Origin of the sequence: Bradyrhizobium sp. 61, from assembly GCF_023073075.1 — a bacterium.
GTDB lineage: Bacteria > Pseudomonadota > Alphaproteobacteria > Rhizobiales > Xanthobacteraceae > Bradyrhizobium > Bradyrhizobium barranii.
In genome coordinates this window covers 152,580-177,102 of record NZ_JADPIU010000075.1, presented here as the reverse complement: position 1 = coordinate 177,102, position 24,523 = coordinate 152,580, and the positions used below count along the sequence as shown (strand labels likewise).

Genomic DNA, 24,523 nt, shown 5'->3' with positions numbered 1-24,523 from the left:
GAAATGGAAATGAACGCCAAGCCGAAGGACACAGTGATCGCCAACGCCAGGATCGTGCTGGCTGACCGGGTGATCGAACAGGGCTGGCTCGCTCTCGCGGATGGACGCATCGCCGAGATCGGCGAGGGCAGGGCCCCCGCGGGTGCGGAGGATGCCGGCGGCGACCTCATCATGCCCGGCCTGATCGAGCTCCACACCGATCATCTCGAAGCGCATTACGTGCCGCGCCCAAAAGTGTTCTGGAATCCGGTCGCCGCCGTCATCTCCTATGACGGCCAGCTTGCGACCTCAGGCATCACCACCGTGTTCGATTCGCTCCGGGTCTGGCGCGAGGACGGCGCCGAGGAAGTCGATGGCCGCGCGGGCGTGCTCGCCGCCGCGATCACGACCGCGCGCGATGCCAGCCTGCTGCGCGCCGACCACTTCCTGCATCTGCGCTGCGAAATTCCGATGCCGAGCGTGGTGGAGGAGGCCAAGGAGCTAATCGACCGTCCCGACGTCAAGCTGATGTCGCTGATGGACCACACACCCGGCCAGCGCCAGTTCCGCGACGAGGTCAAGCTGCGCGACTATTATCGCGGCAAGGGCGGCGGCAAGACCGATGCCGAGCTCGACGAGCTGTTCGCGAAGCGCTTCGAGTATCAGAAGCTCTATGCCGCGGCCAACATGCGCGAGATCGTGTCGCTGGCGCACAAATACAACATTCCGCTGGCGAGCCACGACGACACCACCGAGGAGAACGTCGTGGACGCCGTGCGCGATCGCGTGTCGGTGGCGGAGTTCCCGACCACGCTGGAGGCCGCGCGCGGCCTGCATCAGGCCGGCATCGACATCCTGATGGGTGCGCCGAACGTCGTGCGCGGCGGCTCGCACTCCGGCAACATCGCCGCGGTCGATCTCGCCCGCGAGGGCCTGCTCGACATCCTGTCGTCGGACTACATCCCGTCCAGCCTCCTGATGGCCGCGCTGCAATTGCCGGAGCATGTGCCCGCGATCAGCCTTCCGGCGGCGGTTCGCACGGTGACGAAGGCGCCGGCCGAGGCGGTTGGCCTGTCGGATCGTGGCGAGGTCGCGATCGGCAAGCGCGCCGACCTGATCCGCGTGCATGTCGCAGGCGACGTTCCCGTCGTCCGCAGCGTCTGGCGCGAAGGAAACCGCGTCGCATGAGCGAGACCGCGACCATGGCACACGATGAGGCCAGCGGGATCGGACCCGGGCGGCTCGTGCTCGTGGTCGGTCCCAGCGGTGCCGGCAAGGACACGCTGTTGCGGCTCGCACAGGCGGCCTGCGTGGACGATCACGACATCGTCTTTCCGCGCCGTGTCGTGACGCGCGAATCCTCCGAGGCCGAAGACAACATGGCGATGAGCCAGGACGAATTCCGCCGCGCGTGCGAGCACGGCGATTTCGCCGTGCACTGGGAAGCGCATGGTCATTCCTACGCTCTTCCGCTCGAAATCAACGATGACATCCTCGCTGGCCGGGCCGTCGTCGCCAATGTCTCGCGCACGGTGATCGGCGCGCTGCGCCGAGCCTATGCCAACGTCGTCGTGGTCGCGATCACGGCGCCGCCGGACGTGCTGGCGCAGCGGCTTGCTGCCCGGGCCCGGCACAGCGACGGCAATATCGCAGATCGCCTCGCGCGCAGCGTCGACGACGCATCGGCCAATGCCGATGTCACCATCCTCAACGCGGGCGGTGCGGACTATCACAGCCGCCAGCTCGTGCGCGTGATCAGGAACGAAGGCTGGCACGAATAGCCGGCGCAACAAGGAGAACGGAATGTCGGTCATTGAAACGGTCGAACAGCTGGAGGCCATCTACGGTGCCGTTGGTGATGCCTCGACCGTGAAAGTCGCCGACCACGTTACCCCGCTCTACCGCATCTTCATCGAGAAGGCCCCGTTTGCCGCGCTCGCCACCATCGGGCCCGAGGGGATCGACTGCTCGCCGCGCGGCGATCTCCCCGGCTTCGTCCGCATTCATGATCCGAAGACGCTGATGCTCCCGGATCGCCGCGGCAACAACCGGGTCGACTCCTTGCGCAACATCGTGCGCGATCCCAGGGTGTCGCTGATGTTCCTGATCCCCGGTTCCGGCAATGCGGTGCGGGCCAACGGCCGCGCTTGTCTCTCCGTCGATCCCGAGCTGCTCGCCTCGTTCAAGGTCGAGGGCAAGGCGCCGCGCAGCGTCATGGTGATGAATGTGGACGAAATCTATTTCCAGTGCGCCCGCGCCATCGTCCGCTCCGACCTCTGGAATCCCGACAAGCGGATCGATCCGAAGACGCTGCCGACGCCCGGCCAGATCCTCGCCGAGATGAGCGAGAACAAGGTCGGCGGCGCCGAATACGACCGCATCTGGCCCGAGCGGGCTGCGGCGACGATGTGGTAGCTCTCTCTTACCCTCTCCCCTTGTGGGAGAGGGTGGCTCGCCGCGATAGCGGCGAGACGGGTGAGGGGTATCTCTCCTCACGAAAAGGAATCGTAGGGTGGGCAAAGGCGCACTTGCGCCGTGCCCACCACCTATCCAACACCGCGATAGAAATGGTGGGCACGCTCCGCTTTGCCCACCCTACGGCTCACGAAGAGCGGTGCGCGCGGAGAGATACCCCTCATCCGGCGCTTCGCGCCACCTTCTCCCACAAGGGGAGAAGGAAGAGGGCGCGCGCCAAAGCCGCTAATCGTTCAATTAAACGCCATGCCTCCACTCAGCGCGATGGTCTGCCCGGTCATGTAGGCATTGTCGACCAGCAGCATCACGGCTTTCGCCACCTCATCGGCCGTGCCGAAGCGGCCGAGCGGGATGCGGCTGACGAGCCCGGGCTGGCCAGTCATCATGTCGGTCTCGATCAGTGACGGCGCTACCGCGTTGACGGTGATGCCTTCCTTCACCAGCCGCGCCGCATAGCCGCGCGTGAGGCCCTCCATGCCGGCCTTGGATGCGTTGTAGTGCGGGCCGATCGAGCCGGCACCGCGCGCGGCGCCGGAGGAAATGTTCACGATGCGGCCCCATTTCCGCGCGCGCATCTCCGGCAGCACCGCCTGTGTGCAAAGGAAGGCGGATTTCAGGTTGACCAGGATGGTGCGGTCGAAATCGTCCTCGGTGAGATCATCGACGCCGCGCGTGATGGCGATGCCGGCATTGTTGACGAGGATGTCGATCGGTCCGAGCCCGGCCGTGACGCGCTCGGTCATTGTAGCCACGGCGTCGCGCTCCGAAACGTCGGCGGCAACGACAATGGCGCGTCCGCCTTGCTTGCCGATTTCGCCTGCCAGCTTTTCGGCCTGCCCGATCTGCTCCCGGCAGTTGATCGCCACCGCCGCGCCTGATGCGGCCAGCGCGCGACAGACGGCTGCGCCAATCCCGCGCGAGCCACCGGTGACGAGCGCGGTGCGCACCTTCAGATCATCCGCCATGTCCGGATCTCCCAAATTGTCTGTTTTGACGTTGCGCGAGCGTACCATGCCCGCCGCCCGCGCCTGTTGAACTCATCGCGAGATGAATCCGCCTGTTGGTGCTTGCGCCGGGAGAAGCGCGCCAGCGCGCGCGTGCCAAATATGGATAGCCATTTCATTGACCGAACGCACCAATCGCTCGATATTCGCAGCATCGAAACTGCTCCTAGAGCTTGATGCCGCGATATGAGAACCGATCACCAGCGTAACCTTGACGACATGCACGCGTGCATGACGCGGCGCTGTTTCTCGGCGGCAACAGGCGCCTGTTGTTGTTGCTGATCGTCTCCTAGCAACCTCGCACAGCACAAATCCCACGACAGGAACGCCGAGATTCCGGCGAACGAGCAGTCATGTCCCAAATCCAGTCCAACGCCTACATCATTGAAATCCACGACCGCGCCGCCGGCATCATCACAAGAGATGAGCGCCGCTTCCGCTTTTTCTCCTCCGAGCGCCTGTTCGACAGCCTCGAAGGCCGCCAGTTCCGCTCGGCGCGCGAGGCCGAACGAGCCGCCCGCGCGGTATTCTCGGAGCGGAGCCGCCGCGCCAATTCCTCACTCTTCGCCAACTGAACCTGACGCAAAGGACCGCAACATGATTGCACGACGACATATCCTGACCGCAGCGCTTCTCCTTGCAACCGCCCTCGCCGTACCCGCACGCGCCGAGGACAAGCCGGCGGAAATCCGCATCGGCACCCAGAAGGGTGGCTTCTTCCCGGCTGTACGCCAGCGCCAAACGCTCGAAAATGCCTTCAGGCCACTGGGCGTCGAGGTCAGATGGATCGACTTCCAGTTCGGTCCGCCGCTGCTGGAGGCGATCAACGTCGGCAGCGTCGATTTCGGCTTCGTCGGCGACACGCCGCCGATCTTCGCGCAAGCCGGCGGCGCAAAAATCAAATATGTCGCGGCGGTGAAGTCCGAGGGCGACAACCAGGCGATCATCGTGCCGAAGGATTCGCCGATCAAGACGCTCGCCGATCTCAAAGGCAAGCGCGTCGCCTTCGGCAAGGGATCGAGCGCGCACAATCTCCTGGTCGCCTCGCTCGAAAAGGCCGGCCTGTCCTGGTCCGACATCACGCCCGCGCCGCTCGCGCCGGCCGATGCGACGGCAGCCTTCGTGAAGGGTTCGGTCGACGCCTGGTCGATCTGGGATCCCTATCTCGCGCTCGCCGAATTGAAGGAGAGCGCCCGCGTTCTCGTCTTCGACAAGGACGTGCACAAGCCGAACGCCTACTACATCGCCAACACCGACTTCGTCGAGAAATATCCGTCGCTGGTCGCGAAGCTCAACACGACCTTCGCCTCCGAAGGCAAGTGGGCGGAGCAGCATCACGAGGAGGTCGCAAAGGCGCAGGCCGAGGCGACCGGCGTCGACATTGAAGCTGTCAGGCGCTTCGTCAACCGCTCCGTCTACAGCGTGGTGCCGCTCGACGCGGAGGTGATCAAGACGCAGCAGGCCGTCGCCGACCGTTTTGCAAAGCTCGGCCTGATCCCGAAGCCGGTCAATGTCTCCGATATCGTCTGGAAGTGGACGCCGGGGTCCTGAGCGGAGCAATAACAAGGCGTCGTCATGCCCGGGCTTGTCCCGCCTGCGCGGCCGAAGCCGCTTCGGCGAGGCGAAGGCCCGGGCATCCACGTTCTTCGCGTCGCGTGGCCAGGCGTGGATGGCCGGGACAAGCCCGGCCATGACGCCCGTGGCGGCTATCTGCGTCCAAACTTTCAAGTCGGAAGCGGCTCAGCCCCTCAGCGCCGCCAGCAATTGATCCGGGCGCTCGGCCATGATCATGTGGCCTGCGCCCGGCACCACGACGGTTTTGGCATGCGGGATCGCCGCGGCGAGCGCCTTGCCCGCCTTCGCCGGTGTCATCATGTCGCGTTCGCCGAGGATGAGCGTGGTGGGCACTTTCACGCTCGCGGCAGCAGTCAGCGCATTCGCGTAAGCATTGCAGGCCGACAAATCCCTGAACAGCACGCCGGGCTCGCAAGACTTCAGCACCGCCTGCGCGCCGCCATGCATCCACAGGCCCGGCGCGAGGCTGCCGCCGAGCTCGGCGTTGAAGCCGAGGCCCCAGATCGACACCATATCGTTGGCGTCCTGCGAGTTGGCTTCGGCCGCTTTCAGCAGATCCGGGCCGACTGTCATGGTCGCTGCGGTGCCGATCAGGCTCAGCGCGGAGACCTTGTCGGGGTGACGCGCCGCCGTCTCCAGCGAGATCAGCGATCCCATGGAATGGCCGATCAGGTGCGCCTTCGCCACGCCGGCCGCGGCGAGCAATGCCGCCGTCCAGTCCGCCATCTCGGCGATCGTTGACAGCGAAGGTCCGGCCGTGCGGCCGTGGCCGGGCAGGTCGGGCGCCAGCACGGAAAATCCGTGATGGGCGAACCAGCGCGTATGCAGCGCCCAGGTCGAGTGATCGAAGCCGGCGCCGTGGAGGAAGACGACGGCGGGCAGAGATTTGTCGAACTCGCGGCCGCCGTTTGCGACAAACACCTCGGCGCCGTTGACAGTGAGCTTCATGGTGTCAGACCTTTTGCGAGATGCGCAGCGCTTGCGCAAGATCGTCGATGATGTCGCTTGCCGTCTCGATGCCGACCGACAGCCGCACCAGCTCCTCGCCGATGCCGGCGGCCTTGAGCTGTTCGGCATCCATCTGCTGATGCGTGGTCGAGGCCGGGTGGATCACCAGTGTCTTGGCGTCGCCGACATTGGCGAGATGGCTGATCATGCGCAGCGATTCGATGAATTTTCGGCCGGCGGGTCGCCCGCCCTTGATGCCGAAGGAGACGATCGAGCCGGCGCCGCGCGGCAGCAGCGTTTTTGCGAGCTGATAGTCGGTGTGGTCCTCCAGTGAGGGATGCAGGACCCAATCGACGGCCTTGTTCGACTTCAGCGCCTCCAGAACCAGATGTGTGTTCTGGATGTGGCGGTCCATGCGCACGCCGAGCGTCTCCACGCCCTGCAAGAGCTGGAACGCGTTGGTGGGGGACAAGCAGGCGCCGAAATCGCGCAGGCCCTCGGTGCGTGCGCGCATGATGAAGGCGCTCGTGCCGAACTGTTCGTCGAAGACGATGCCGTGATAACCGCCATAGGGCTCGGTCAGCACGCCGAATTTGCCGGAGCCGCGCCAGTCGAACCGGCCGCCGTCGACGATGGCGCCGCCGATCGCGATGCCGTGGCCGCCGATCCATTTGGTCGCCGAATGCATGACGATGTCGGCGCCAAGCTCGATCGGGCGGCTGAGATAGGGCGTGGCAAAGGTGTTGTCGATCAGCAGCGGAATCTTTGCCTCATGCGCGATTCCCGCGACCTTCGGGATATCGAGCACTTCGAGCCCGGGATTGCCGATGGTCTCGCCGATCACGAGTTTCGTGTTCGGCTTGATCGCCGCGCGGAACGCGTCGAGGTCGCGCGGCTTGACGAAGGTCGTGGTGATGCCGAAGCGCGGCAGCGTGTGCGCCAGCAGATTGATGGTGCCGCCATAGAGCGAGCTCGACGCCACGATGTGGTCACCGGCATTCAAGAGCGTCGCGATGGCCAGATGCAGCGCGGCCATGCCGCTCGCGGTGCAGATCGCGCCGACGCCGCCTTCCAGCGCCGCGAGCCGCTCTTCCAGCACACCGGTGGTGGGATTGGAGATGCGCGTATAGATGTGGCCGGCGCGCTCCAGATTGAACAGCGCGGCAGCGTGGTCGGAATCCTGGAACACGTAGGACGTGGTCTGGTAGATCGGCACCGCGCGGGCGCCGGTCGCGGGATCCGGATGCTGGCCCGCATGCAGGCTCAGGGTCTCGAAGGCTGGCGGTTTCGGCGCGGGCATGCGTGGCCTCGTTGGTCGGTAGGCGGAGGCGGCCGTTGTGCCACAAAATGGAGCGCGAAGTCAGCCCATTGACAGCGCCGCCTAACCCCGGATCGCCTGCTCGATGATCCGCGCCTCGCGAAGCAGGATCTCTGCAACCTCCTGCTCCCGCCTCGGTCCGAGCCTCGTCCGAACGGCGGAGACGGTAATCGCCGCGGCAGGCTGTCCGTCCGGAGTCTTGATCCAGGTGGAGATCGATTTCGTGCCCTGCACGAGGCCGATCTCCCTCATGCCGTACCCCAGCCGTCTCGCGGCGGTGACCTGGCCGAGCACCGTCGCGACGTCGGTCCGGTAGGCCCCGAATCGCTTCTCGTTGGCCGCGACGATTTTTCGCGCGTCCTGCGCCGGCATCGCGGCGAGGATGGCGACGCCTGCGCTAGAGACGCCGAGCGGGCGGCGCGCGCCGACCTCGATCGACAGCACCTGAATCGGATAGATTCCGATCCTGCGATCGACGCATAGCGTGTCGTTGCCGGTCCGCACCGTCAGGAACAGCGTGTCGCCGATCTCGGTGGAGGCACGCCGCAGCGACGGATTTGCCGCGACCAGCAGCCGCGACGGCCGCGGGCGTGCAAGCGCCAGCTCCGGCACCTGGTTGCCGATCGCGTAGCGGCCGGTTCGCTCGTGACGTTCGACGATGCCTTCCTCGATCAGCACGTGGACGATGCGATGCACGGTCGGACGCGTGAGGCCGGTCGCGCGCACGACCTCGGCCAGTGGCACGCCGTCTTCGCGGCCTGCGGCAAGAATACGCAGCACCGCGAGCGCGCGCCGGATCGCCTGCGCGCCCTGTCGCGGCTCTGCCGTTCCGCGGGCGGATCTTGCGGAGTTTGTCTTGTCCATATTATGGACAAGAACGCCACAATTCACTCGACAGGTAAAGCGCTCATCTGGAGATTGCGCCACGATCGAGCGCCATGCGCGACGTCACGGCATTCGATATGGAATTGGAAGCGCCGCCGGGAGGTTAACATGAGATTAATCTGGATTGCCATAGCTGCCGCAGCGGCGATGCTGGCGGGACCCGCATCGGGCCAGCAATGGCCGGCGCGCAGCGTCAAGCTGATCGTGCCCTATCCGGCCGGCGGCAACGTCGACAGCGCCGCGCGCATCGTCGCCGACAAGCTCCAGGAAAAGCTCGGCCAGCCCTTCATCATCGAGAACAAGGCCGGCGCCGGCGGCATGATCGCGGGCGAAGCCTTCGCGAAATCGGCGCCCGACGGTTACACGCTGTTCGTCGGCGCCAACGGCCCGGTGCTGTTCGCGACCGAGATCAACAAGCGCGAGGCCTATAACTGGAAGAAGGATTTTCTTCCGATCTCGACGATCTCGATGACGCCGCTGGTGCTCGAAGTGCACCCGTCCGTGCAGGCCACGACGTTCAAGGAATTCATCGAGCTCGCCAAGCGCGAGCCCGGCAAGCTGACGATGGCCTCGCCCGGCCCCGGCACCACCAACCATCTGCTCAGCGAGCTGATGCAGTCGAGCCTCGATCTGCAATGGGTCACCGCGCATTACCGCGGCAATGCGCCGGCGATCAACGATCTCCTGGGCGGCCAGGTGCAGTTCGCATTCGACCAGCTCACGGTCAGCCTCCAGCACATCAAGGCCGGCCTGTTCCGCGCGCTCGCCGTCACCAGCCCGCATCGCCTGAAGTCGCTGCCTGATGTCCCGACCTTCGCCGAGCTCGGCTACAAGGACTTCGACGGCCAGACCTTTACGGGCCTGTTCGCGCCCGCTGGCACGCCGGCGCCGATCGTCGACAAGCTGCACGAGACGCTGATTGCGATCCTGAAAGATCCCGGTGTGATCGACAAGTTCGAAAAGCTTGGCGGCGAATCCACCCCGATGACACCGGCCGAGTTCAAGGCATATCTCGAGCGCGAGGACGCCAAGTGGATTCCGGTCGTCCGCAAGGCCAACATCAAGGCTGACTGATCGATGCGGATCGACCCCACCGAGCTCGGCGCGGAGCGCATCTACCGGCTGATGACCGGCATCGTGGTGCCGCGCCCGATCGCCTGGGTCACGAGCCTGTCGCGCTCCGGCGTGCTCAACCTCGCCCCCTTCAGCGCCTTCACCTTCGTCTCGCAGAAGCCGCCGATGCTCGCCATCAGCGTCGGCCGCAAGGGCGCCGACTACAAGGACACCGCGCACAACATCCTCGACACCGAGGAATATGTGATCCACATCGCCGATACCCCGCTGATGTCCGCAGTGCACGACAGCTCGGTCGAGCATCCGCCTGAAATCAGCGAGGTCGAGCATCTCGGGCTGGAGACGCTGCCGTGCGAGCGCATCAAGGTGCCGCGGCTTGCGGCGGCACCCGTGGCGATGGAGTGCCGCTTCCGGCAGTGCCTCGAATTCGGCGAGGCCCGCAGCCGGCTCATCGTCGGCGAGGTCGTGATGTTCCACATCCGCGACGGCCTCGTGAACGACGGCAAGGTCGAGACCGCGGCGCTCGACCCGATCGCGCGCATTGGCGGCCCGCGCTACGCCCGTCTCGGCGAGATCGTGACGCTGAACACCGTCTTCCAGACGCCCAAATCCAAAGACTGAGCGCGCGGCCCATCGCACGGGCCCTCGTGCCTGAAGACCATTGGAGAATACGACAATGCGACTCGTAAGCTATCTCTTGGACGGAGAGCCGCGCTATGGCGCTGCTGTCGAAGGCGGCGTCGTCGATCTGACCAGGCGGATCGGACGCGACTTCTCCGACGTGAAAGCGCTGATCGCGGCCAACGCGCTCGCGGACGCGCAGGAAGCGGTGGCCGGACAAAAACCCGACCACGCGCTGGAGAGCCTGGTCCTGCTTCCGCCGGTGCTGGCGCCGGAAAAGCTCTGGTGCATCGGCGTCAACTACGCCGAGCGCAATGCCGAGTATAAAGACAGTTCGGACTTGCCCAAATATCCCAGCCTGTTCGTGCGCAGCATGTCGTCGATGACCGGCTCCGGCCAGCCGCTCGAGAAGCCCAGGGTCTCCGACCAGCTCGACTATGAAGGCGAGCTCGTCATCGTGATCGGCCAGGGCGGCCGTCACATCCCGCGCGAACAGGCCTTCGCGCACATCTTCGGCATGACCCTGTGCAATGAGGGCACGATCCGCGACTGGCTGCGCCACGGCAAGTTCAACGTCACCCAGGGCAAGAATTTCGACCGCTCCGGCAGCATCGGGCCGTGGATCGTCACGTCTGACGAGCTCGATCCGCGCGGGCCTCATGACATCATCACGCGCGTCAACGGCGAGGTGCGGCAGCAGGACACGACCGAGCGGCTGATGTTCCCGTTCGACTTCCTGATCTCCTATCTCTCGACCTTTGCCACCCTGAAGCCCGGCGACATGATCGTAACAGGCACGCCGACGGGCGCGGGCGCGCGTTTCGATCCGCCGCGCTGGCTTAGGGTGGGCGACGTCGTCGAGGTCGAGTCTGCTGGCATCGGCGTGCTGCGCAACACCGTCGCCGCGGAGCAGTAAGCCATGCTTGATACCGCCACGATCGAACGCCTCGCCGCGCGCCTGGATGAGGCCGAGCGCAGCAAGACGCTGATCCCGATGTTCTCGAAGGAATATCCCGACTTCGCCATCGAGGATGCCTACGCCATCCAGCGCGCCTGGACGAAACTTCAGCTCGGCCGCGGCCGTGTTATCAAGGGACACAAGATCGGCCTGACCTCGAAGGCGATGCAGAACGCGGTCGGCATCTCCGAGCCCGATTACGGCGTGCTGTTCGCCGACATGTTCTATGCCGACGCCACGCCGATCCCGTTCGACCGCTTCCACGCGCCGCGCATCGAGGTCGAGCTCGCCTTCGTGCTGAAGGCGCCGTTGCGCGGGCCTGACTGCACCATTTTCGACGTGCTCAACGCCACCGACTACGTCACGCCTGCGCTCGAAATCCTGGAGACGCGCATGCATCGCGTCGATCCCGAGACCGGCAAAACGCGGAAGGTCATGGACACGATCTCGGACAACGCGGCGAACGCCGCGCTGGTGCTCGGCGGCCGGCCGTTCCGCCCGATGGATGCGGATTTGCGCTGGATCGGCGCGCTGCTGTTCCGCAACGGCGAGGTCGAGGAGACCGGGCTTGCGGCCGGAGTACTCAACCACCCCGCCAACGGCATCGCCTGGCTCGCCAACCGTCTTGCGCCGCATGACGAGCATCTCGCGGCCGGCGAGGTGGTGCTGGCGGGATCGTTCACGCGGCCCGTCGACATCCGCCGCGGCGACACGTTCCATGCCGACTATGGCGCGTTCGGCTCGGTGTCGTGCCAGTTCGTCTGAATCAACACATAAGAGGGAGCGCATCATGACGGATCAAACGCGGCGCAAGAGCATCCACATCGGCGGCTTCAAGCACGCCAACCCGATTCCCAACGCCTGCCGCATCGGCAATCTCGTGATGTCCGGTGTCATCCTCGGCCGTGATGCGGCCGGCGTGATGCCTGCGAGCCTGGACGCGCAATGCGCCAACATGTTCGCGCATATGAAGGCGACGGTGGAAGCCGCCGGCGGCACCACGGACGACATCATCAAGATGACGGTGTGGCTGAAGGACCGTACGCAGCGCGGCCCGGTCAATGTCGAGTGGCTAAAAATGTTTCCGGACGAGCATTCGCGCCCGGCGCGCCACGCGCTGCCGATGGACAACATGGACGGCGGCGCACTGGTGCAGTGCGACTTCACCGCCGTGATCGACTGAAGGAGCATTTTGCATGCCGACCTATCTGCCGTTCGATCCGAACCCCCGCCGCCCGGTCAAGGCGCCGCCGCCGAAGACTGTCGACAGCCAGTTTCACGTGCTCGGACCCATCGACAAATATCCGGAGCGCCCCGGCGCGGCCTATCGGATGCCGAGCGCGACCTGGGAAGCAGCGCTGCGCGTGCACAAGACGCTCGGCATCGAGCGCGGCATCATCGTGCAGACCACGACCTATGGTGCGGATCATTCCGTCGTGCTCGACGGCCTCGCCGCGATGGGCCCGAACTATCGCGGCTGCGCCAACGCGCTGGTGTTCGCCGAGGCGAACGACGCTTATCTCGCCAAGCTGCATGACGCGGGCGTGCGCGGCGCGCGCTTCAGTTTCCGCCAGGAGCTCGGCGCCGTGCTGTCGGACGCCGATTTCGCCCGCGCCATCGCGCGCATCCGCGAGCTCGGCTGGTACGTGAAGATCCAGCCCGAGAAGGACGGCATCGTCTCCAGCGTCGCCAAGTACGAGAATCTCGATGTCCCCGTGCTGATCGACCACATGGCGCGGCCCGTGCCCTCGAATGGCAAGGATGATCCGAACCTGCGCAAGATGCTGGAGCTGCTCGAGAAGGGCAATTTCTGGGTCATGCTGTCGCTCGGCGAGAAGACCTCGCAGGCCGGCCCGCCCTATGACGACGTGATCCCGATCGCGCGCGCCTATATCGAGGCCGCAATCGACCGCTGCGTCTGGGCCAGCGACTGGCCGCATCCCGTCTCCGTCAAGCAGCCGCCCAACGACGCCGACCTGCTCGAGCTGATGTACCGCTACGCGCCCGACCAGGCCGAGCTGGAGAAGATCCTGGTGCACAATCCGGCAAAGCTGTTCGGCTTTCCGGACTAGGGCGGAATTGATTCACACCTCCGGCTGCTTCGCCAACCTATCCCGCACCTCGGTTGCGATCTCGAACGAGCGCAGCCGCGCGGCGTGGTCGTAGATCTGGCCCGTCGTCATCAGCTCGTCCGCGCCGGTCTCGGCGATCAGCGCCTTCAGCTTCTCCTCGACCGTTTCAGGCGAACCTATGGCGGAGCAGGACAGCGACTGGCCAACCATGGCCTTCTCGGCCGGCGACCACAGCGCGTCCATGTCGTCGACCGGCGGCGGCAGCGGGCCGGGCGTGCCGCGGCGCAGATTGATGAACTGCTGTTGGAGCGAGGAGAACATCCGCTGCGCCTCCGCGTCGCTCTCGGCGGCGAACACGTTGACGCCGACCATCGCATAGGGTTTGTCGAGCTGCGCCGACGGCTCGAAGCGCGCCCGATATTCGCGCAGCGCCGGCATCATCATTTGAGGCGCGAAGTGCGAGGCGAACGCGAATGGCAGCCCGAGCATCGCGGCAAGCTGCGCGCCAAAGGTGCTCGATCCCAGGATCCAGAGCGGCACTTTCGTCCCAAAGCCGGGCACTGCGCGGATCGACGGGTTCGGCTGGACATCACCGAGCAGCGCCTGCAACTCCAGCACGTCGTGCGGAAAGTTTTCGGAGCTCGTGGCGAGGTCGCGCCGCAGTGCCCGCGCGGTGAACTGATCGGTGCCCGGCGCGCGGCCGAGCCCGAGATCGATGCGCCCGGGATAGAGCGACTCCAGCGTGCCGAACTGCTCGGCGATGACCAGCGGTGAATGGTTCGGCAGCATGATCCCGCCGGACCCGACCCGGATCGTCCTGGTCCCGCCCGCGACATGCCCGATCACCACCGACGTCGCCGCGCTCGCGATGCCCGTCATGTTGTGATGCTCGGCCAGCCAGAACCGCTTGTAGCCCCAGGCCTCGGCATGCTGGGCCAGGTCGAGCGAATTGCGGAACGCCTGCGCCGCATCGCCACCCCTTCGGATGGGAGCGAGGTCGAGCACGGAGAAGGGGATCATGTTTGGCGTACCGGGTGGGAATGCGATGTGCGCTGCGGTCTCACATGTAGTGGCTTATTATGGAAATGTTAGCGCGCGCTTTTCAGTCGGTCGAGATGTGGCCGGCACCTTTCCCCGTTGGCGGCAGCTACAGCAAGCCGCGCTTGTGCTGGATGATGATGATAACGCGAATGATGCAGTCCGATACTGACTCGCCGGGCCGCCGCGCCTTGTGCAGCATTTGCCACGTCACCTCATCGATCTGTATCTGCCATCTGCCGCTTGCCAGGCGTTGTCCGGTATCGTCGGACGGGAACTCGGCCGCAATCAGAGCGCGGCACTCGTCGGTGATTTCAATTTCCGGCATTGTTGGTCGTTCTCGCGGACGGTGTGCTCGCGTGCAGCCCTCGCCCGATCCGGAGAGATCAGCCAGTTAAATCGCGGTAACTACCGATCCGGCCGAAGCCGAAGCCGATCGTCCTGACCATGGACGAGGAGCGCGACATCTGGACGCAGTCGCGGTAGGGCGCTGCGGCGCCACCAGTGGATGCCTGCTGAATATTGAGGGACGCGGCGCTGACAAGAAGGATCATTCAATGGCTTGGGTCTCGTTCGCGCAGCCGTGACGGTTGAGTCGTCGGGCTCCCGTCGTCGCCGGACATTGCCGATCCTTCACAACCTTAATGCGATTTAACGAGGTTTCCGTAAGCGGTGTGGGTAAACCGCGAGTCGCGGGGGCGTCCTCCAGACACGAGATGACGCCGTGAAGTTTGACGAACAGGAACGCACCGCGCTGACGGACGCTGGGTTTTCCGTCGCCGACAACAGCAAAGCTGCCTACGTCGAAGCCGTCGTGGTGATCGCCGCGTACGACGCCGAAACCTATTGGCTGACGTTCGCCCTGCCGAATGATGCCCAGATCGTGTGCGTTGTGCCACGCGACCAGATTGCCGACGCGATCGCAACTCGTAACTACGCAGCTCGGCGGAACCGATTTCAGTGAAGCTGACCTTCCCTCATGCAAGGCTGAAGGCGCTCTGGAACGAGGCCGTCCGGCAATGGCCGGTTTCGGTGCGAGCCATGAACGGTCGAGATTCGCCCGGTTTCTGGCTTGTCGGTGGCCAAGGCATCTATCTCGTGCATAACGGCGCCAGGCCTCGGGGCAGCGTGACTCTGGCCTACGCAAACGAATGCGACCCGGTCAGGGTGCCGGTCCAAAGTTGGTTGGGTATCAAGCGCGCCATCTTCGGCGATAACGATGGGAGGGAATTCGTCGATCTGGTGATGATCGGCACTGCCGTCGATGCCGGCGCCGACCTCGAGGTGACCTTCGAGCCCGACACGATGACGGTGGCTGTCGTCGAAAAAGGGACGGCGAGCATACGACTGCAATCGCTGCGCATCCGGGACAAAAATGACACCACGTCAGGACGCAGTTGTCGGGTTTGAGTCTGAATCTCGGCTAAGGACCAGACGCGGTATCTTGGCCCGCTACTCTCTCCAAGCCCTGCACATCGTCGTCCTCCCAGTCCTCCCATTCCACGTTGTTGGTTTCGAGATAGCGGGCGACGGCTACGCCGATTGTCGGGAAGAAGTAATTCTCTCCAAGCTGCGCGAAGAGGCCAAATCTTTTCAGCTTGTCCTTCACGGGATCTTTGAGTTCGGCAAAACAAAACTCTATGCCTTGCGCGTGCAACGATCGGTCCAGTTCGGCAACCACGTCGCAGGCGGTGACGTCTACGCTCGTGACCGGCTCCGCGGCAACAACTAGCCAACGCACGGGTGTTGGCGATGTCGCTACGGCATCCAGGACGCGTTCCCTGAAGAATTCGGCGTTGGCAAAAAACAGAGGTGCATCCCAGCGAAACAGGACCAGCCCGGGGACCCGGCGCGCATCCGGATATCGTGTGATGTCGTGATAGCCTTTGACGCCGTGGGCGCGCCCCAATACGGCGGAGTGTGGGCGCCAACCGTCCCACAGGAACTCGATGATAGCGATTGCGATCGCAAGACCAATTCCTGGAATGACTCCGAGCACTGCTACACCGACAAAGCAGACGATCGCCAGCCAGAATTCCCACCGTTGAATGCGATAGATTCGTTTGAGGTCGGCAACTTCAATCAAGCCAATCGCCGATGCGATGACGACGGCGGCCAATGCGGCGGTGGGTAAATGTTGGAGCAGGCTCGGCGCGACCAGGAGGAGCAACGCGATGGCAAGCGCGCCTACGACGCTCGTGAGTTGAGTGCGGGCACCGGCGGCTTCCGCAACGGGTGTCCGTGAACTACTGCTGCTGATCGGGAAGCCCTGGAAAAATCCCGTCGCCAGATTGGCGGCACCGAGCCCGACCATCTCTTGGTTGGGATCGACCCGAGACCCCAATCGCGCAGCATAGGCACGTGAAAGTACGCTCGTATCGGCAAACGAAACCATCGCTACTGCACAACCGCCGATCAGCACCGGCACGAGGTCGCTGGAGGTGATCCATGGGACAACGAAACCCGGCAGGCCCTGGGGAAGGGGGCCCAGTACCTTGACGCCGTATTGCGTCCCGAGATCAAGCACCCCGACGACGAGCGTAGCCCCAACGACCGCAATCAGAAGGCCCGGTACCCGCTTGTTGTTTCTGAGAAGCAGGATCACGATCAACGTGGCGAGGCCAATCGCGAACGCGACCCAGTTTATCCGCCCCCCAAGGATCGCGCTGACAATCGCCCACAGGCTTCGCAGTGGCCCCTCGCTCTCGATGGAAAAGCCGAAGAGCTTGGGCAGCTGGCTGATCAATACGGTCAGGGCAATTCCGTTCATATACCCGTAGCGTATCGGCTTCGAGAGAAGCTCGGTGATAAAGCCAAGGCGCGCGACACCTGCCAGGATACAGACCGTCCCTGAGACAATCGCCATCATGCCCGCGAGTGTCACGGCCCGCAGGGGATCGCCCTGAGCCAAGGGAGCGATGACTCCAAGGAGTATTGCCGCCAGCGCCGAGTCCGGGCCAAGGACGAGAATGCGGCTTGGGCCGAACAGCGCGTAGGCGAGCAGCGGCACGATCGTTGCGTACAAACCGTAGATGCCCGGCAGGCCCGATGCAGCTGCATAGGCAATGCCGACCGGGACCAGCATTGTCGCCAGGACGATGCCGGCGAAGATATCGTGCGGAAGCCATGCTGCTTCATATTGACGGAGAGTGTCGAGTCCGGGCAACCAGCGCTTCATTGATGGCTTCTCCCAGCCCGCATTGAGCAAGTTTGCCCCGCATGATGTGTTGGACCGATCAGGCTATTACGCCCGCAGCAGGCTGAACAGTGGCCCGGCGCTATGGCCGAAGCAGCATAGCGGGCCATGGGTGCCAGCCGGCACCAAGTCTTCCCTGCGCCCTCTTCACGGAAGAGGGGGAAGGACCAAAACCGAACTCGGGCGTTTCATCCCGCGAGAATGGCGTTCGTTCGCGGCTGTTTGAGTGGCCGGCACCTCCGTTCACAACCCTGTTATTGCGACCCATGGCGCCCTTTGTCTCAACTGGGCGTTTTGCGCCTGTTGTTGTACCCTTGGTGAAACAACTGCTGGGGTCGCGAGGAGGAACTGACATGACCATGGTCGTACTCAACCGACGCTATCTCCTCGCCGCCGGCGGCTCGGTCCTGGCGGCCGGGATGTCCGGGCTCCTGTTGCCGGCCCGTGCCGAAGGCCTCGCACCGACCGAGTCGATGTCGGGTGGCGCGAACAATTACCGGAAGGGCGCGGCGATCGTGGACCGGATCGGCAAGGGCGGCTTCTGGATGAGCGGCACCGTACGCCGCGCAGGCGACGGGGCTCCACTTGCCGGGCAGCGCATCCAGATCTGGGCGCACACGACCGAAGGGCAGGAACACGAGCCGCAGAGTCATGGCGCCACGCTCACCGACAAGGACGGCAAGTTCCGGCTCGAGATGCCGCAGATCATTCCGATCTTTGGCCAGCCGCATGGTCACCTCGCCTATGACAGCGGTGAGTTCAAGACCGTCTTTCTGCGGCCGGTGATGCGGAGCGCGAAGGAGACGAGCCTGGAAGCGCACTTCGTCCTGCAGACGGCCTGACCGGGTTGCGAATGAAGGGGTGGAGACTGGCCCGGGTGATCCTGATCTGGGTCGCCCTTGCTTTGGCCATTGGCGTGCCGATCGCCGCGGCAGCGGGAAGCGAGCAGCTCGCATGGCGCGGTTCGCTCTACATCCTGGCCGGGTTTGCGGGGATTGTTGCCCTCGGCCTCGTGCTCGTTCAGCCCCTGCTGATTGGCGGATATCTGCCGGGATTTCCGGCCTATCGCGGACGGCGTGCGCATCACTGGATCGGCGGCGCGCTGGTCGCAGCGATCGTGATCCATGTCGTTGGCCTCTGGATCACCAGCCCGCCCGACATGATCGACGCGCTGACCTTCTCATCGCCGACGCCGTTCTCTCCCTTTGGCGTGACCGCGATGTGGGCCATCTTCGCGGTCGCGCTCTTGGCCGCCCTGCGTCGGCGATTGGGACTGCGACCACGAACCTGGCGCTTCATTCACATGCCGCTGGCGATCGTCATCGTCGCAGGCAGCGTGGTCCATTGCCTGCTGATCGAGGGGACGATGGAGACGATCTCTAAGGCGGCACTCTGCGCGCTCGTCCTCGCGGCAACCGTAAAAGCCATGATCGACCTGCAGGTGTGGCGAAAGCGAAGGACGTTGCGCGGCGAGAGCACTGCGCCGCAGTGACATGGCCGCGCGTAGCGCGTAGTAGAGCGAAGCGAAACCCATCGCACTTTGTCTGCGCGGAAGCATGATGGGTTTCGCAAGCGCTCTACCATCCTACGAAACTTTTGCTGACCGCCTTGTTCAAACACGTTCGGCGTCGTCAGCGCCGATCTCCGCTCCGCTTGCCGCAGATAGCGACGGGGCGTATCCTAGCGTGATGGTTGTCAGTGTCCCCGAGCTGAAAGCGTTCCTGCTCGCGACGCCGTTCTTCGGCGGTCTTCCGGACCCGAGCCTCGACCTGCTGATTTCGATGCTGGTCGAGTGCCGCTTTGATGCCGGCGCGACCGTCGTGGCGGAAAGCGAGCCGGGACGCTCGCTGTTCATCGTCAAGTCCGGCCGGCTGGTGGTGAGCAAGCTGGCGAACTCGGGGAGCGTCATCCCGATTTCCGTTCTGGAGGCTGGCGATTTCTTCGGTGAAATGACGCTGATTGAAATGCAGAATCGCTCCGCAACGGTGGTCGCGGAGAGTCCGACGGTGCTGTACGAGCTGACGGCGCAAAAGCTCTACGCTTGCTACAAGGCCGATATCCACGCCTATGTGATCGTCCTGCAGAACGTCAATCGAGAGCTATGCCGGCGGCTGCGCCGTGCCGACGATCGCCTCACCGGACACCAGGCGGACGAAGACGAAACCCCCGCGAGATGACTGTGCTTCTCTGCGCCGCCGCAAGTTCGCTCCGCGGCTGACGGTCCCGGATTACGCTCGCGCTCCATCCGGGCCACGCCACTTCGCGTGGGACGTTCAGCCCACCGGTCCCGGGATCCAATCGTCCCCTGAAAGTGGGATCACCCTTACGCCAACAATGACTCCGAGTTCCAGGCTTGGATCGAAATGGCGCATCGTCCGCTCGTTGAGGTCGATGATGCGGCCAGGCCTTAATGGCCCCACGTCATTTATCTTGACGATGACCTTCTTGCCGACGGCCTCGACGAGCGCATATTTCGGCCTCGCGCCAAATTGGACCCCACCAAATTTCCCGCGCAAATTCGTCTTGATGGCAGCCGCCCAGACAGAGGGATCATAGCGCTCGCCGGAGGCTGTGTTCGGACCGCCCTCTTCCTTGCCGGGCTTGAACGGATTGTACATGGATGCGGCGCCAACGATCGCCTCCCCGGAGGCGGCATCGACGACGGCGCTTGAGTGAACTTCACACGCTTCACTTCGATCAACGGGAACAGAAACGGCAAGCGCAACCAGGGCGCCGCAAATTGCGGCGCTCGAGCGGAACAGCATTATAACTCCTGTGATTTTTTCGATCGTCCGGTTCCGACACCGCAAACATGGTCAAGCGAACGCGGAAGCGTTCACGAACTTGCACCAGTGCTTTGCGGATTCGAGCCAACCCCTGGCTACGGAACCGATGTGCGAACCAGAGCGGTCCGCACGCAGTGTTTTAGGTTGTCCCCGACTAAGACAGAGAATGCGTCAGCAGCATGACCTGATGGAACCTGCGGTGAGTGACAAATGCGATGTCGCCACAAGCTGACATGCTCGCGCTAATTGATGCGTCGGGCAAAACACCCGCCGCTCGCACAAACCCGTCAATCCTCTTCAGTAAAAATATTCCACTTTACCGAAATTCGGAATTGCGGCATTCTCTCCGCCATCCCGGCCCGAGAAGAGGGGCGATCGTACGTCGTCACGAACGTGGGCCGGGGTGCGGTGGACGCGGCAGTGCCGGGCACGCGAATGCGGGACCAGGGCGAGATGAACCTCGTGAGGGCCTTGACTGCGTGCGGGACGGACGGCGCCTGTGTCCGGCGAAGCCCTTGGGCGGAGCTGGATCGCTGCGTACGGCGAAAACGCGTGGTCCTGACCGTCGTTGCTATGGTCAAGCCTTGCGGAGATGGATCGGGGCTCTACCGGGTTTCGAGGCATCGCCAATTCGCGAGGTGACGGAGGCCAGAAGGAACTCGGCTCCGGGGAGAGCGCGCATAAGCCGTCAGACCATCGCGCAGGGAAGGCCGGGTGTTTTTCCGGCCCACCTGTTTCCCGCCTGCGCATTTGCGTGTGCAAATTCCTGGCGCAGCGGATCATGGGTGCCAGCCGGCACCCGGCCTTCCCTGCGCCCTCTTCACGGAAGAGGGCGAAAGAGGAGAGCAAAACTCGGGCGCCAGGTGCCGCGAGAATGCCGCTTCATGCGTGAATTGAGAACCGTGTTGCCCGATGGGATTGATCGAGACGCGGGGTGCGTGTCGCTCAAAATCCACATGCGTTCGGAATCGCCAGCTTAGGTGCCTCAAACGGTCGCATCCGCGGACGCGATATCTTTGCGATGGCCTGACCAGATTCCATAGTGTCAGCGATGATTTGCAACCGAGGGGCGGGGTATCAAATGACAGCGCGTAAATGTTTCATCGTGGCCGCGGGATTGATGACGGCGAGCGCCGCCCATGCCGAGGACGTTCCCTCCAACGCCGAACTGTTTCGCATGCTGAAAGCGCAGCAGCAGACCATCTCCGAGCTGCGCGCCGAATTGAAGCAGGCCAAACAGGAGCGGCGCGCGGTCACTCCGCGAGAGGCGACTGCACCGGCAGCCAAGCCAGCCGGACGCGACGCCGCGAGGGAGACGGTTGCGGTAGCACCGCCCGCGCAGGCTTATGCGATGTACAACAAGGGACCCGCAGTCGTGCCGGCGCGCACCGGCGGTGCCTATGTCGGTGTGTTCGGTGGCGGCGGCAGTCGCGGCGGCACTGACGTCAGCCAGCTCGGCACCGTCTTTTTCGTTGAGGCCGTCGGGGGCCCCTTGGCTGTCGACGCCACAGGGCGGACCAGCAGCGGCGGCGTCGGGTTCGGTGGCGCGCATCTCGGTTATGAATGGTCGTATGGTACGTATCTGCGGCCCGCTTTGGAGATCGAAGGTTTCTATCTGGCAGGTAACCAGCCGCGTGCGACGTTGGTGACCCCCACAGACCGATTTGCAGAGCACTCCTTCGACACGACTTTCCCGACGCGCACCACGGTGCTGCTGGCGAACATGGTTGTCGGCTTCAACACGCCCTATCAAGGCATCACGCCCTATATCGGTGGCGGGATCGGGGCCGCGAACGTCTCCATCAACGGCGCCACGTCCACACAGACCGACCCGGCCGAGCCTGGCATCAACCACTTCAACGCGCGTCCGGACTCCTCAGCCTGGACCTTTGCGGCACAGGCCAAGGCCGGCGCGCGCTTCGCTCTCGGCAACAGCGGCGCTTACCTGTTCGGCGAGTACCGCTATCTGTACGTCGGCGACGTGAATCAGGTTTTCGGCTCCACCGTGAATCCCGCTCATGCTGCGACCAGCCCGTGGACGGCCAGCTTCGGCGGCACATCGCACCATCTCGCAGCCGGCGGCATCGGCTTCGGCTTCTAGCTGATCTCGATCACTGCGAGAATCGGAGGGGGCGGACGACACGTCCGGCCCCTCCCAGGAGGCAACCGGGCAACGGAAGAAGGCGATTTTCTGAGGAAACTGGTGCTGCCAGACAGGATTGAACTGTCGACCTCTCCATTACCAATGGAGTGCTCTACCACTGAGCTACGGCAGCATGTGCTGGGATGAGAATCGGCCGCCAAGGGGGCCTACCAAGCGGGCCGATATCTGCCACAAGCCCCCCTCCTGTGCAAGCTTGCTAGCTCCGCCAAAACGAGAAAATCGGGTCGATATCGGGGCCAAAATGCCCGTTTTCAGGTGAAAGTACCGACTTTCCGCCGATTTCGGTTCCGATATCCCCGGCCAACTGGCCAGTTGGCCGCGGCATGGCATTCGGCCCATTTTGGATTTCGCACGAACAGTTCGTGAGGGGCCTCTTGAGCTGCCGCATTCTCCGGGCATGTTATCGCGGATCGCTGGTATGGACCGCTGATGGCTGACGAGAACGACAAGAGCACGAGACAGGCGAGGGGGGCGCGGGACGACCGGCTGAAATCGGCGCTGCGCGAAAACCTGAAGCGGCGGAAGATGCAGGCGCGCGAACGCGCCGCAATCACCGACCCCTCGCAGAATGACGATGCTTCCCTAGATGAGGGGACCGCCGGCAAGACCGGCGATTGAAGTCTGGCGATTAGAATTTTTGGAGTGCATGGACGTGGCAATGGGGCAGGACGAGCAGCAACGAGACAATGGTGACGCGCAGATGTCGCGGTTCACGCGCCCTGAGCAGACCTTTCCGGCGCTGACATCGGCCGAGATCGAGCGCATGCGGAATTTCGGCGAGGTCCGCACTTACGCCGACGGCGAATTCCTGTTCGAGACCGGCAAGCCCGGTCCGGGCATGTTCGTCGTGCTGAAGGGCCACGTCGCCATTACCCAGCGCGACGGGCTCGGCAATGTCACCCCGCTGATCGACCAGGGGCCGGGGCAATTTCTGGCCGAGCTCAGCCAGCTCTCGGGCCGGCCGGCGCTGGTCGACGGCCGCGCCGATGGCGAGGTCGAGACGCTGCTGTTGCCGCCGCCGCGCCTGCGCGCGCTGCTGGTCGCCGAGGCCGAGCTCGGCGAGCGCATCATGCGCGCGCTGATCCTGCGCCGGGTCAATCTGCTTCAGGCCGGCGTCGGCGGTGTGGTGCTGATCGGTCCCTCGTATTCGGCCGGCGTGGTGCGCTTGCAGGGCTTCCTCACCCGCAACGGCCAGCCGCATCATCTGCTCGATCCCGAGCGTGACCGCGACGCCGCCGAGGTGATCGCGCGCTATTCGCCGAAGCCGGAAGACTGGCCGCTGGTCGTCGCGGCGAGCGGCGAGGTGCTGCGCAACCCCAGCGAAACCGAGGTTGCGCGCGCGATGGGCATGATCGGCGGCCCCCGCAACGACCGCATCTACGATGTCGCGATTGTCGGCTGCGGACCCGCCGGGCTGGCGACCGCGGTGTATGCCGCCTCCGAAGGGCTTTCGGTTGCCGTGCTCGACACCCGCGCCTTCGGCGGCCAGGCCGGCGCCAGCGCGCGCATCGAAAACTATCTGGGCTTTCCGACCGGCATTTCCGGCCAGGCCCTGACCGCGCGCGCGTTCAACCAGGCGCAGAAGTTCGGCGCCGACATCATGATCCCCGTCACGGTGAAGTCGCTCGACTGCACGCGCAGGGACGGCGCCTTTGCGGTGACGCTCGACGGCAGCGATCCCTTGCGCTCGCGCGCAGTCGTGGTTGCGAGCGGCGCGCGTTATCGCCGCCCCGAGATCGAAAACCTCGACAAGTTCGAGGGCCGCGGCGTCTGGTATTGGGCCTCTCCGGTCGAGGCGCGGCTCTGCGCCGGCGAGGAAGTGGCCCTGGTCGGTGCCGGCAATTCGGCGGGGCAGGCGGCCGTGTTCCTGTCGGGACACGCCAAGAAGGTGCTGATGATCATCCGCGGCGGTGGCCTGGGCGCCAGCATGTCGCGCTATCTCATCGAGCGCATCGAAGCGACGCCCAACATCGAATTGATGTTCAACACCGAGATCACCGCGCTCGAGGGCGACGAGGCCTCGCTGCTGCGGCGCATCCGCTGGAAGAGCCGGCTGTCGAGCGATGAAGACTCTGCCGACATCAAGAATCTCTTTTTGTTCGTTGGTGCCGATCCCGCCACCAGCTGGCTCGACGGCTGCGGCGTCACGCTCGACCGCGGCGGCTTCGTCGTGACGGGGGCGCAGTCCGAGCTGAACCAGGGCAAGCTGGTGGCCCCACTGGAGACCTCGGTGCCCGGCGTCTACGCGGTCGGCGACGTCCGCTCCGGCTCGGTCAAGCGCGTCGGCGGCGCCATCGGCGAAGGCGCGCAGGTCGTGGCCTCCCTGCACGGCTATCTCGGCGACGCCGCAAAACCGGCGCTTTAGTCAAGGACAAGACAAGCAGACGGCAAGCGGAATCTCACTTGCCATCTTGCCGTGTCCCACGGACT

General features: G+C 64.4%; 28 protein-coding genes and 1 tRNA gene. 19 read left to right on the top strand and 10 right to left on the bottom strand.

Annotated features, from left to right (window positions below):
- The first annotated feature begins 9 nt into the window (after window positions 1-9).
- From IVB46_RS29285 to IVB46_RS29275, 3 genes are read left to right on the top strand one after another with little or no spacing between them, the layout of a single operon-like run.
- The gene (locus IVB46_RS29285) at window positions 10-1,167 is read left to right on the top strand and encodes an alpha-D-ribose 1-methylphosphonate 5-triphosphate diphosphatase (protein ID WP_071917087.1); all 1,158 of its coding nucleotides are present in this window, start codon (window positions 10-12) and stop codon (window positions 1,165-1,167) included.
- Window positions 1,164-1,760: a phosphonate metabolism protein/1,5-bisphosphokinase (PRPP-forming) PhnN gene (gene phnN, locus IVB46_RS29280; RefSeq protein ID WP_247313677.1), complete on the top strand. Its 597-nt coding sequence runs from the start codon at window positions 1,164-1,166 to the stop codon at window positions 1,758-1,760. The genes IVB46_RS29285 and phnN overlap by 4 nt, the downstream gene beginning before the upstream one ends.
- 22 nt (window positions 1,761-1,782) lie before the next feature.
- Entirely contained in the window at window positions 1,783-2,394 is a 612-nt protein-coding gene (locus IVB46_RS29275; RefSeq protein ID WP_071909237.1) for a pyridoxamine 5'-phosphate oxidase family protein, read from the top strand.
- A gap of 293 nt (window positions 2,395-2,687) precedes the next feature.
- Here the strand turns inward: IVB46_RS29275 and IVB46_RS29270 are convergent, their stop codons facing one another.
- A complete protein-coding gene (locus tag IVB46_RS29270) occupies window positions 2,688-3,419 on the bottom strand; it encodes an SDR family NAD(P)-dependent oxidoreductase (protein ID WP_247313674.1) in 732 nt (243 codons plus the stop codon).
- A 392-nt stretch (window positions 3,420-3,811) separates the two neighbouring features.
- Between IVB46_RS29270 and IVB46_RS29265 the strand changes: the two genes are divergently transcribed.
- Together IVB46_RS29265 and IVB46_RS29260 are read left to right on the top strand one after the other, a co-directional pair.
- Window positions 3,812-4,033: a hypothetical protein gene (locus tag IVB46_RS29265; RefSeq protein ID WP_247313670.1), complete on the top strand. Its 222-nt coding sequence runs from the start codon at window positions 3,812-3,814 to the stop codon at window positions 4,031-4,033.
- Window positions 4,034-4,055: 22 nt separating this feature from the next.
- Window positions 4,056-5,009 (top strand): sulfonate ABC transporter substrate-binding protein, encoded by a 954-nt coding sequence (locus IVB46_RS29260; RefSeq protein ID WP_247313666.1) that lies wholly within the window; start codon window positions 4,056-4,058, stop codon window positions 5,007-5,009.
- Between the two features lie 189 nt (window positions 5,010-5,198).
- Here IVB46_RS29260 and IVB46_RS29255 read toward each other — a convergent pair whose 3' ends face one another.
- The 3 genes from IVB46_RS29255 to IVB46_RS29245 form a co-directional block, all read right to left on the bottom strand.
- Window positions 5,199-5,981 (bottom strand): alpha/beta hydrolase, encoded by a 783-nt coding sequence (locus IVB46_RS29255; protein WP_247343986.1) that lies wholly within the window; start codon window positions 5,979-5,981, stop codon window positions 5,199-5,201.
- A gap of 4 nt (window positions 5,982-5,985) precedes the next feature.
- On the bottom strand, window positions 5,986-7,281 hold the full coding sequence (locus IVB46_RS29250; protein ID WP_247313660.1) for an O-acetylhomoserine aminocarboxypropyltransferase: 1,296 nt from the start codon (window positions 7,279-7,281) through the stop codon (window positions 5,986-5,988).
- 81 nt (window positions 7,282-7,362) lie between these two features.
- Window positions 7,363-8,163, bottom strand: coding sequence for an IclR family transcriptional regulator (locus IVB46_RS29245; RefSeq protein ID WP_247313657.1), 801 nt, complete (start codon window positions 8,161-8,163; stop codon window positions 7,363-7,365).
- 129 nt (window positions 8,164-8,292) lie between these two features.
- On the opposite strand from IVB46_RS29245, the gene IVB46_RS29240 reads away from it, so the two are divergent.
- The 6 genes from IVB46_RS29240 to IVB46_RS29215 are packed head-to-tail and all read left to right on the top strand — an operon-like array spanning window position 8,293 to window position 12,909.
- Entirely contained in the window at window positions 8,293-9,258 is a 966-nt protein-coding gene (locus IVB46_RS29240; RefSeq protein WP_247313654.1) for a tripartite tricarboxylate transporter substrate binding protein, read from the top strand.
- A gap of 3 nt (window positions 9,259-9,261) precedes the next feature.
- Window positions 9,262-9,879, top strand: coding sequence for a flavin reductase family protein (locus tag IVB46_RS29235; RefSeq protein ID WP_014491471.1), 618 nt, complete (start codon window positions 9,262-9,264; stop codon window positions 9,877-9,879).
- Between the two features lie 55 nt (window positions 9,880-9,934).
- Window positions 9,935-10,795, top strand: coding sequence for a fumarylacetoacetate hydrolase family protein (locus IVB46_RS29230; RefSeq protein ID WP_247313651.1), 861 nt, complete (start codon window positions 9,935-9,937; stop codon window positions 10,793-10,795).
- Window positions 10,796-10,798: 3 nt separating this feature from the next.
- On the top strand, window positions 10,799-11,602 hold the full coding sequence (gene hpaH, locus IVB46_RS29225; protein ID WP_039154531.1) for a 2-oxo-hept-4-ene-1,7-dioate hydratase: 804 nt from the start codon (window positions 10,799-10,801) through the stop codon (window positions 11,600-11,602).
- Between the two features lie 25 nt (window positions 11,603-11,627).
- On the top strand, window positions 11,628-12,020 hold the full coding sequence (locus IVB46_RS29220) for a RidA family protein (protein ID WP_247313649.1): 393 nt from the start codon (window positions 11,628-11,630) through the stop codon (window positions 12,018-12,020).
- Window positions 12,021-12,033: 13 nt separating this feature from the next.
- The gene (locus tag IVB46_RS29215; RefSeq protein WP_247313647.1) at window positions 12,034-12,909 is read left to right on the top strand and encodes an amidohydrolase family protein; all 876 of its coding nucleotides are present in this window, start codon (window positions 12,034-12,036) and stop codon (window positions 12,907-12,909) included.
- Window positions 12,910-12,921: 12 nt separating this feature from the next.
- On the opposite strand, the gene IVB46_RS29210 is transcribed toward IVB46_RS29215, so the two are convergent.
- From IVB46_RS29210 to IVB46_RS29200, 3 genes are all read right to left on the bottom strand, one after another.
- Entirely contained in the window at window positions 12,922-13,929 is a 1,008-nt protein-coding gene (locus tag IVB46_RS29210) for an LLM class flavin-dependent oxidoreductase (protein WP_247313644.1), read from the bottom strand.
- A 127-nt stretch (window positions 13,930-14,056) separates the two neighbouring features.
- The gene (locus IVB46_RS29205; protein ID WP_247313642.1) at window positions 14,057-14,275 is read right to left on the bottom strand and encodes a hypothetical protein; all 219 of its coding nucleotides are present in this window, start codon (window positions 14,273-14,275) and stop codon (window positions 14,057-14,059) included.
- Window positions 14,276-14,333: 58 nt separating this feature from the next.
- Window positions 14,334-14,501, bottom strand: coding sequence for a hypothetical protein (locus IVB46_RS29200; RefSeq protein WP_247313638.1), 168 nt, complete (start codon window positions 14,499-14,501; stop codon window positions 14,334-14,336).
- A 170-nt stretch (window positions 14,502-14,671) separates the two neighbouring features.
- Here IVB46_RS29200 and IVB46_RS29195 point away from each other — a divergent pair, with 170 nt between their 5' ends.
- Together IVB46_RS29195 and IVB46_RS29190 are read left to right on the top strand one after the other, a co-directional pair.
- The gene (locus IVB46_RS29195; protein WP_247313636.1) at window positions 14,672-14,911 is read left to right on the top strand and encodes a hypothetical protein; all 240 of its coding nucleotides are present in this window, start codon (window positions 14,672-14,674) and stop codon (window positions 14,909-14,911) included.
- On the top strand, window positions 14,908-15,357 hold the full coding sequence (locus tag IVB46_RS29190) for a DUF3085 domain-containing protein (RefSeq protein WP_071909249.1): 450 nt from the start codon (window positions 14,908-14,910) through the stop codon (window positions 15,355-15,357). Before IVB46_RS29195 ends, IVB46_RS29190 begins: the two co-directional genes overlap by 4 nt.
- A 13-nt stretch (window positions 15,358-15,370) precedes the next feature.
- On the opposite strand, the gene sulP is transcribed toward IVB46_RS29190, so the two are convergent.
- Complete coding sequence (sulP, locus tag IVB46_RS29185) at window positions 15,371-17,125, bottom strand: sulfate permease (protein ID WP_247313633.1); 1,755 nt, start codon at window positions 17,123-17,125, stop codon at window positions 15,371-15,373.
- A 371-nt stretch (window positions 17,126-17,496) separates the two neighbouring features.
- On the opposite strand from sulP, the gene IVB46_RS29180 reads away from it, so the two are divergent.
- The 3 genes from IVB46_RS29180 to IVB46_RS29170 all read left to right on the top strand — a co-directional run bounded on the left by IVB46_RS29180 (window position 17,497) and on the right by IVB46_RS29170 (window position 19,320).
- Window positions 17,497-17,985: a Twin-arginine translocation pathway signal gene (locus tag IVB46_RS29180; RefSeq protein WP_247313630.1), complete on the top strand. Its 489-nt coding sequence runs from the start codon at window positions 17,497-17,499 to the stop codon at window positions 17,983-17,985.
- 11 nt (window positions 17,986-17,996) lie between these two features.
- Entirely contained in the window at window positions 17,997-18,635 is a 639-nt protein-coding gene (locus tag IVB46_RS29175) for a ferric reductase-like transmembrane domain-containing protein (protein ID WP_247313627.1), read from the top strand.
- 196 nt (window positions 18,636-18,831) lie between these two features.
- A complete protein-coding gene (locus IVB46_RS29170) occupies window positions 18,832-19,320 on the top strand; it encodes a cyclic nucleotide-binding domain-containing protein (protein WP_247313911.1) in 489 nt (162 codons plus the stop codon).
- Window positions 19,321-19,416: 96 nt separating this feature from the next.
- On the opposite strand, the gene IVB46_RS29165 is transcribed toward IVB46_RS29170, so the two are convergent.
- Window positions 19,417-19,908 carry a septal ring lytic transglycosylase RlpA family protein gene (locus IVB46_RS29165; RefSeq protein WP_094184040.1) on the bottom strand — a complete coding sequence of 164 codons (492 nt, stop codon included), beginning with the start codon at window positions 19,906-19,908 and terminating at the stop codon, window positions 19,417-19,419.
- A gap of 1,102 nt (window positions 19,909-21,010) precedes the next feature.
- Here IVB46_RS29165 and IVB46_RS29160 point away from each other — a divergent pair.
- The gene (locus IVB46_RS29160) at window positions 21,011-22,030 is read left to right on the top strand and encodes a hypothetical protein (RefSeq protein ID WP_247343983.1); all 1,020 of its coding nucleotides are present in this window, start codon (window positions 21,011-21,013) and stop codon (window positions 22,028-22,030) included.
- 100 nt (window positions 22,031-22,130) lie between these two features.
- Here the strand turns inward: IVB46_RS29160 and IVB46_RS29155 are convergent.
- Window positions 22,131-22,205, bottom strand: a tRNA-Thr gene (locus IVB46_RS29155).
- A 317-nt stretch (window positions 22,206-22,522) separates the two neighbouring features.
- On the opposite strand from IVB46_RS29155, the gene IVB46_RS29150 reads away from it, so the two are divergent.
- Complete coding sequence (locus IVB46_RS29150) at window positions 22,523-22,711, top strand: hypothetical protein (RefSeq protein WP_063985880.1); 189 nt, start codon at window positions 22,523-22,525, stop codon at window positions 22,709-22,711.
- Between the two features lie 28 nt (window positions 22,712-22,739).
- The gene (locus IVB46_RS29145) at window positions 22,740-24,458 is read left to right on the top strand and encodes an FAD-dependent oxidoreductase (RefSeq protein ID WP_247313620.1); all 1,719 of its coding nucleotides are present in this window, start codon (window positions 22,740-22,742) and stop codon (window positions 24,456-24,458) included.
- Window positions 24,459-24,523 lie beyond the last annotated feature (65 nt).

Coding starts and splice junctions, on each gene's coding strand:
- IVB46_RS29285 (WP_071917087.1), top strand. CDS start 10: ATGAACGCCAAGCCGAAGGACACAGTGATCGCCAACGCCAGGATCGTG.
- phnN (WP_247313677.1), top strand. CDS start 1,164: ATGAGCGAGACCGCGACCATGGCACACGATGAGGCCAGCGGGATCGGA.
- IVB46_RS29275 (WP_071909237.1), top strand. CDS start 1,783: ATGTCGGTCATTGAAACGGTCGAACAGCTGGAGGCCATCTACGGTGCC.
- IVB46_RS29270 (WP_247313674.1), bottom strand. CDS start 3,419: ATGGCGGATGATCTGAAGGTGCGCACCGCGCTCGTCACCGGTGGCTCG.
- IVB46_RS29265 (WP_247313670.1), top strand. CDS start 3,812: ATGTCCCAAATCCAGTCCAACGCCTACATCATTGAAATCCACGACCGC.
- IVB46_RS29260 (WP_247313666.1), top strand. CDS start 4,056: ATGATTGCACGACGACATATCCTGACCGCAGCGCTTCTCCTTGCAACC.
- IVB46_RS29255 (WP_247343986.1), bottom strand. CDS start 5,981: ATGAAGCTCACTGTCAACGGCGCCGAGGTGTTTGTCGCAAACGGCGGC.
- IVB46_RS29250 (WP_247313660.1), bottom strand. CDS start 7,281: ATGCCCGCGCCGAAACCGCCAGCCTTCGAGACCCTGAGCCTGCATGCG.
- IVB46_RS29245 (WP_247313657.1), bottom strand. CDS start 8,163: ATGGACAAGACAAACTCCGCAAGATCCGCCCGCGGAACGGCAGAGCCG.
- IVB46_RS29240 (WP_247313654.1), top strand. CDS start 8,293: ATGAGATTAATCTGGATTGCCATAGCTGCCGCAGCGGCGATGCTGGCG.
- IVB46_RS29235 (WP_014491471.1), top strand. CDS start 9,262: ATGCGGATCGACCCCACCGAGCTCGGCGCGGAGCGCATCTACCGGCTG.
- IVB46_RS29230 (WP_247313651.1), top strand. CDS start 9,935: ATGCGACTCGTAAGCTATCTCTTGGACGGAGAGCCGCGCTATGGCGCT.
- hpaH (WP_039154531.1), top strand. CDS start 10,799: ATGCTTGATACCGCCACGATCGAACGCCTCGCCGCGCGCCTGGATGAG.
- IVB46_RS29220 (WP_247313649.1), top strand. CDS start 11,628: ATGACGGATCAAACGCGGCGCAAGAGCATCCACATCGGCGGCTTCAAG.
- IVB46_RS29215 (WP_247313647.1), top strand. CDS start 12,034: ATGCCGACCTATCTGCCGTTCGATCCGAACCCCCGCCGCCCGGTCAAG.
- IVB46_RS29210 (WP_247313644.1), bottom strand. CDS start 13,929: ATGATCCCCTTCTCCGTGCTCGACCTCGCTCCCATCCGAAGGGGTGGC.
- IVB46_RS29205 (WP_247313642.1), bottom strand. CDS start 14,275: ATGCCGGAAATTGAAATCACCGACGAGTGCCGCGCTCTGATTGCGGCC.
- IVB46_RS29200 (WP_247313638.1), bottom strand. CDS start 14,501: ATGATCCTTCTTGTCAGCGCCGCGTCCCTCAATATTCAGCAGGCATCC.
- sulP (WP_247313633.1), bottom strand. CDS start 17,125: ATGAAGCGCTGGTTGCCCGGACTCGACACTCTCCGTCAATATGAAGCA.
- IVB46_RS29180 (WP_247313630.1), top strand. CDS start 17,497: ATGACCATGGTCGTACTCAACCGACGCTATCTCCTCGCCGCCGGCGGC.
- IVB46_RS29175 (WP_247313627.1), top strand. CDS start 17,997: ATGAAGGGGTGGAGACTGGCCCGGGTGATCCTGATCTGGGTCGCCCTT.
- IVB46_RS29170 (WP_247313911.1), top strand. CDS start 18,832: ATGGTTGTCAGTGTCCCCGAGCTGAAAGCGTTCCTGCTCGCGACGCCG.
- IVB46_RS29165 (WP_094184040.1), bottom strand. CDS start 19,908: ATGCTGTTCCGCTCGAGCGCCGCAATTTGCGGCGCCCTGGTTGCGCTT.
- IVB46_RS29160 (WP_247343983.1), top strand. CDS start 21,011: ATGACAGCGCGTAAATGTTTCATCGTGGCCGCGGGATTGATGACGGCG.
- IVB46_RS29150 (WP_063985880.1), top strand. CDS start 22,523: ATGGCTGACGAGAACGACAAGAGCACGAGACAGGCGAGGGGGGCGCGG.
- IVB46_RS29145 (WP_247313620.1), top strand. CDS start 22,740: ATGGACGTGGCAATGGGGCAGGACGAGCAGCAACGAGACAATGGTGAC.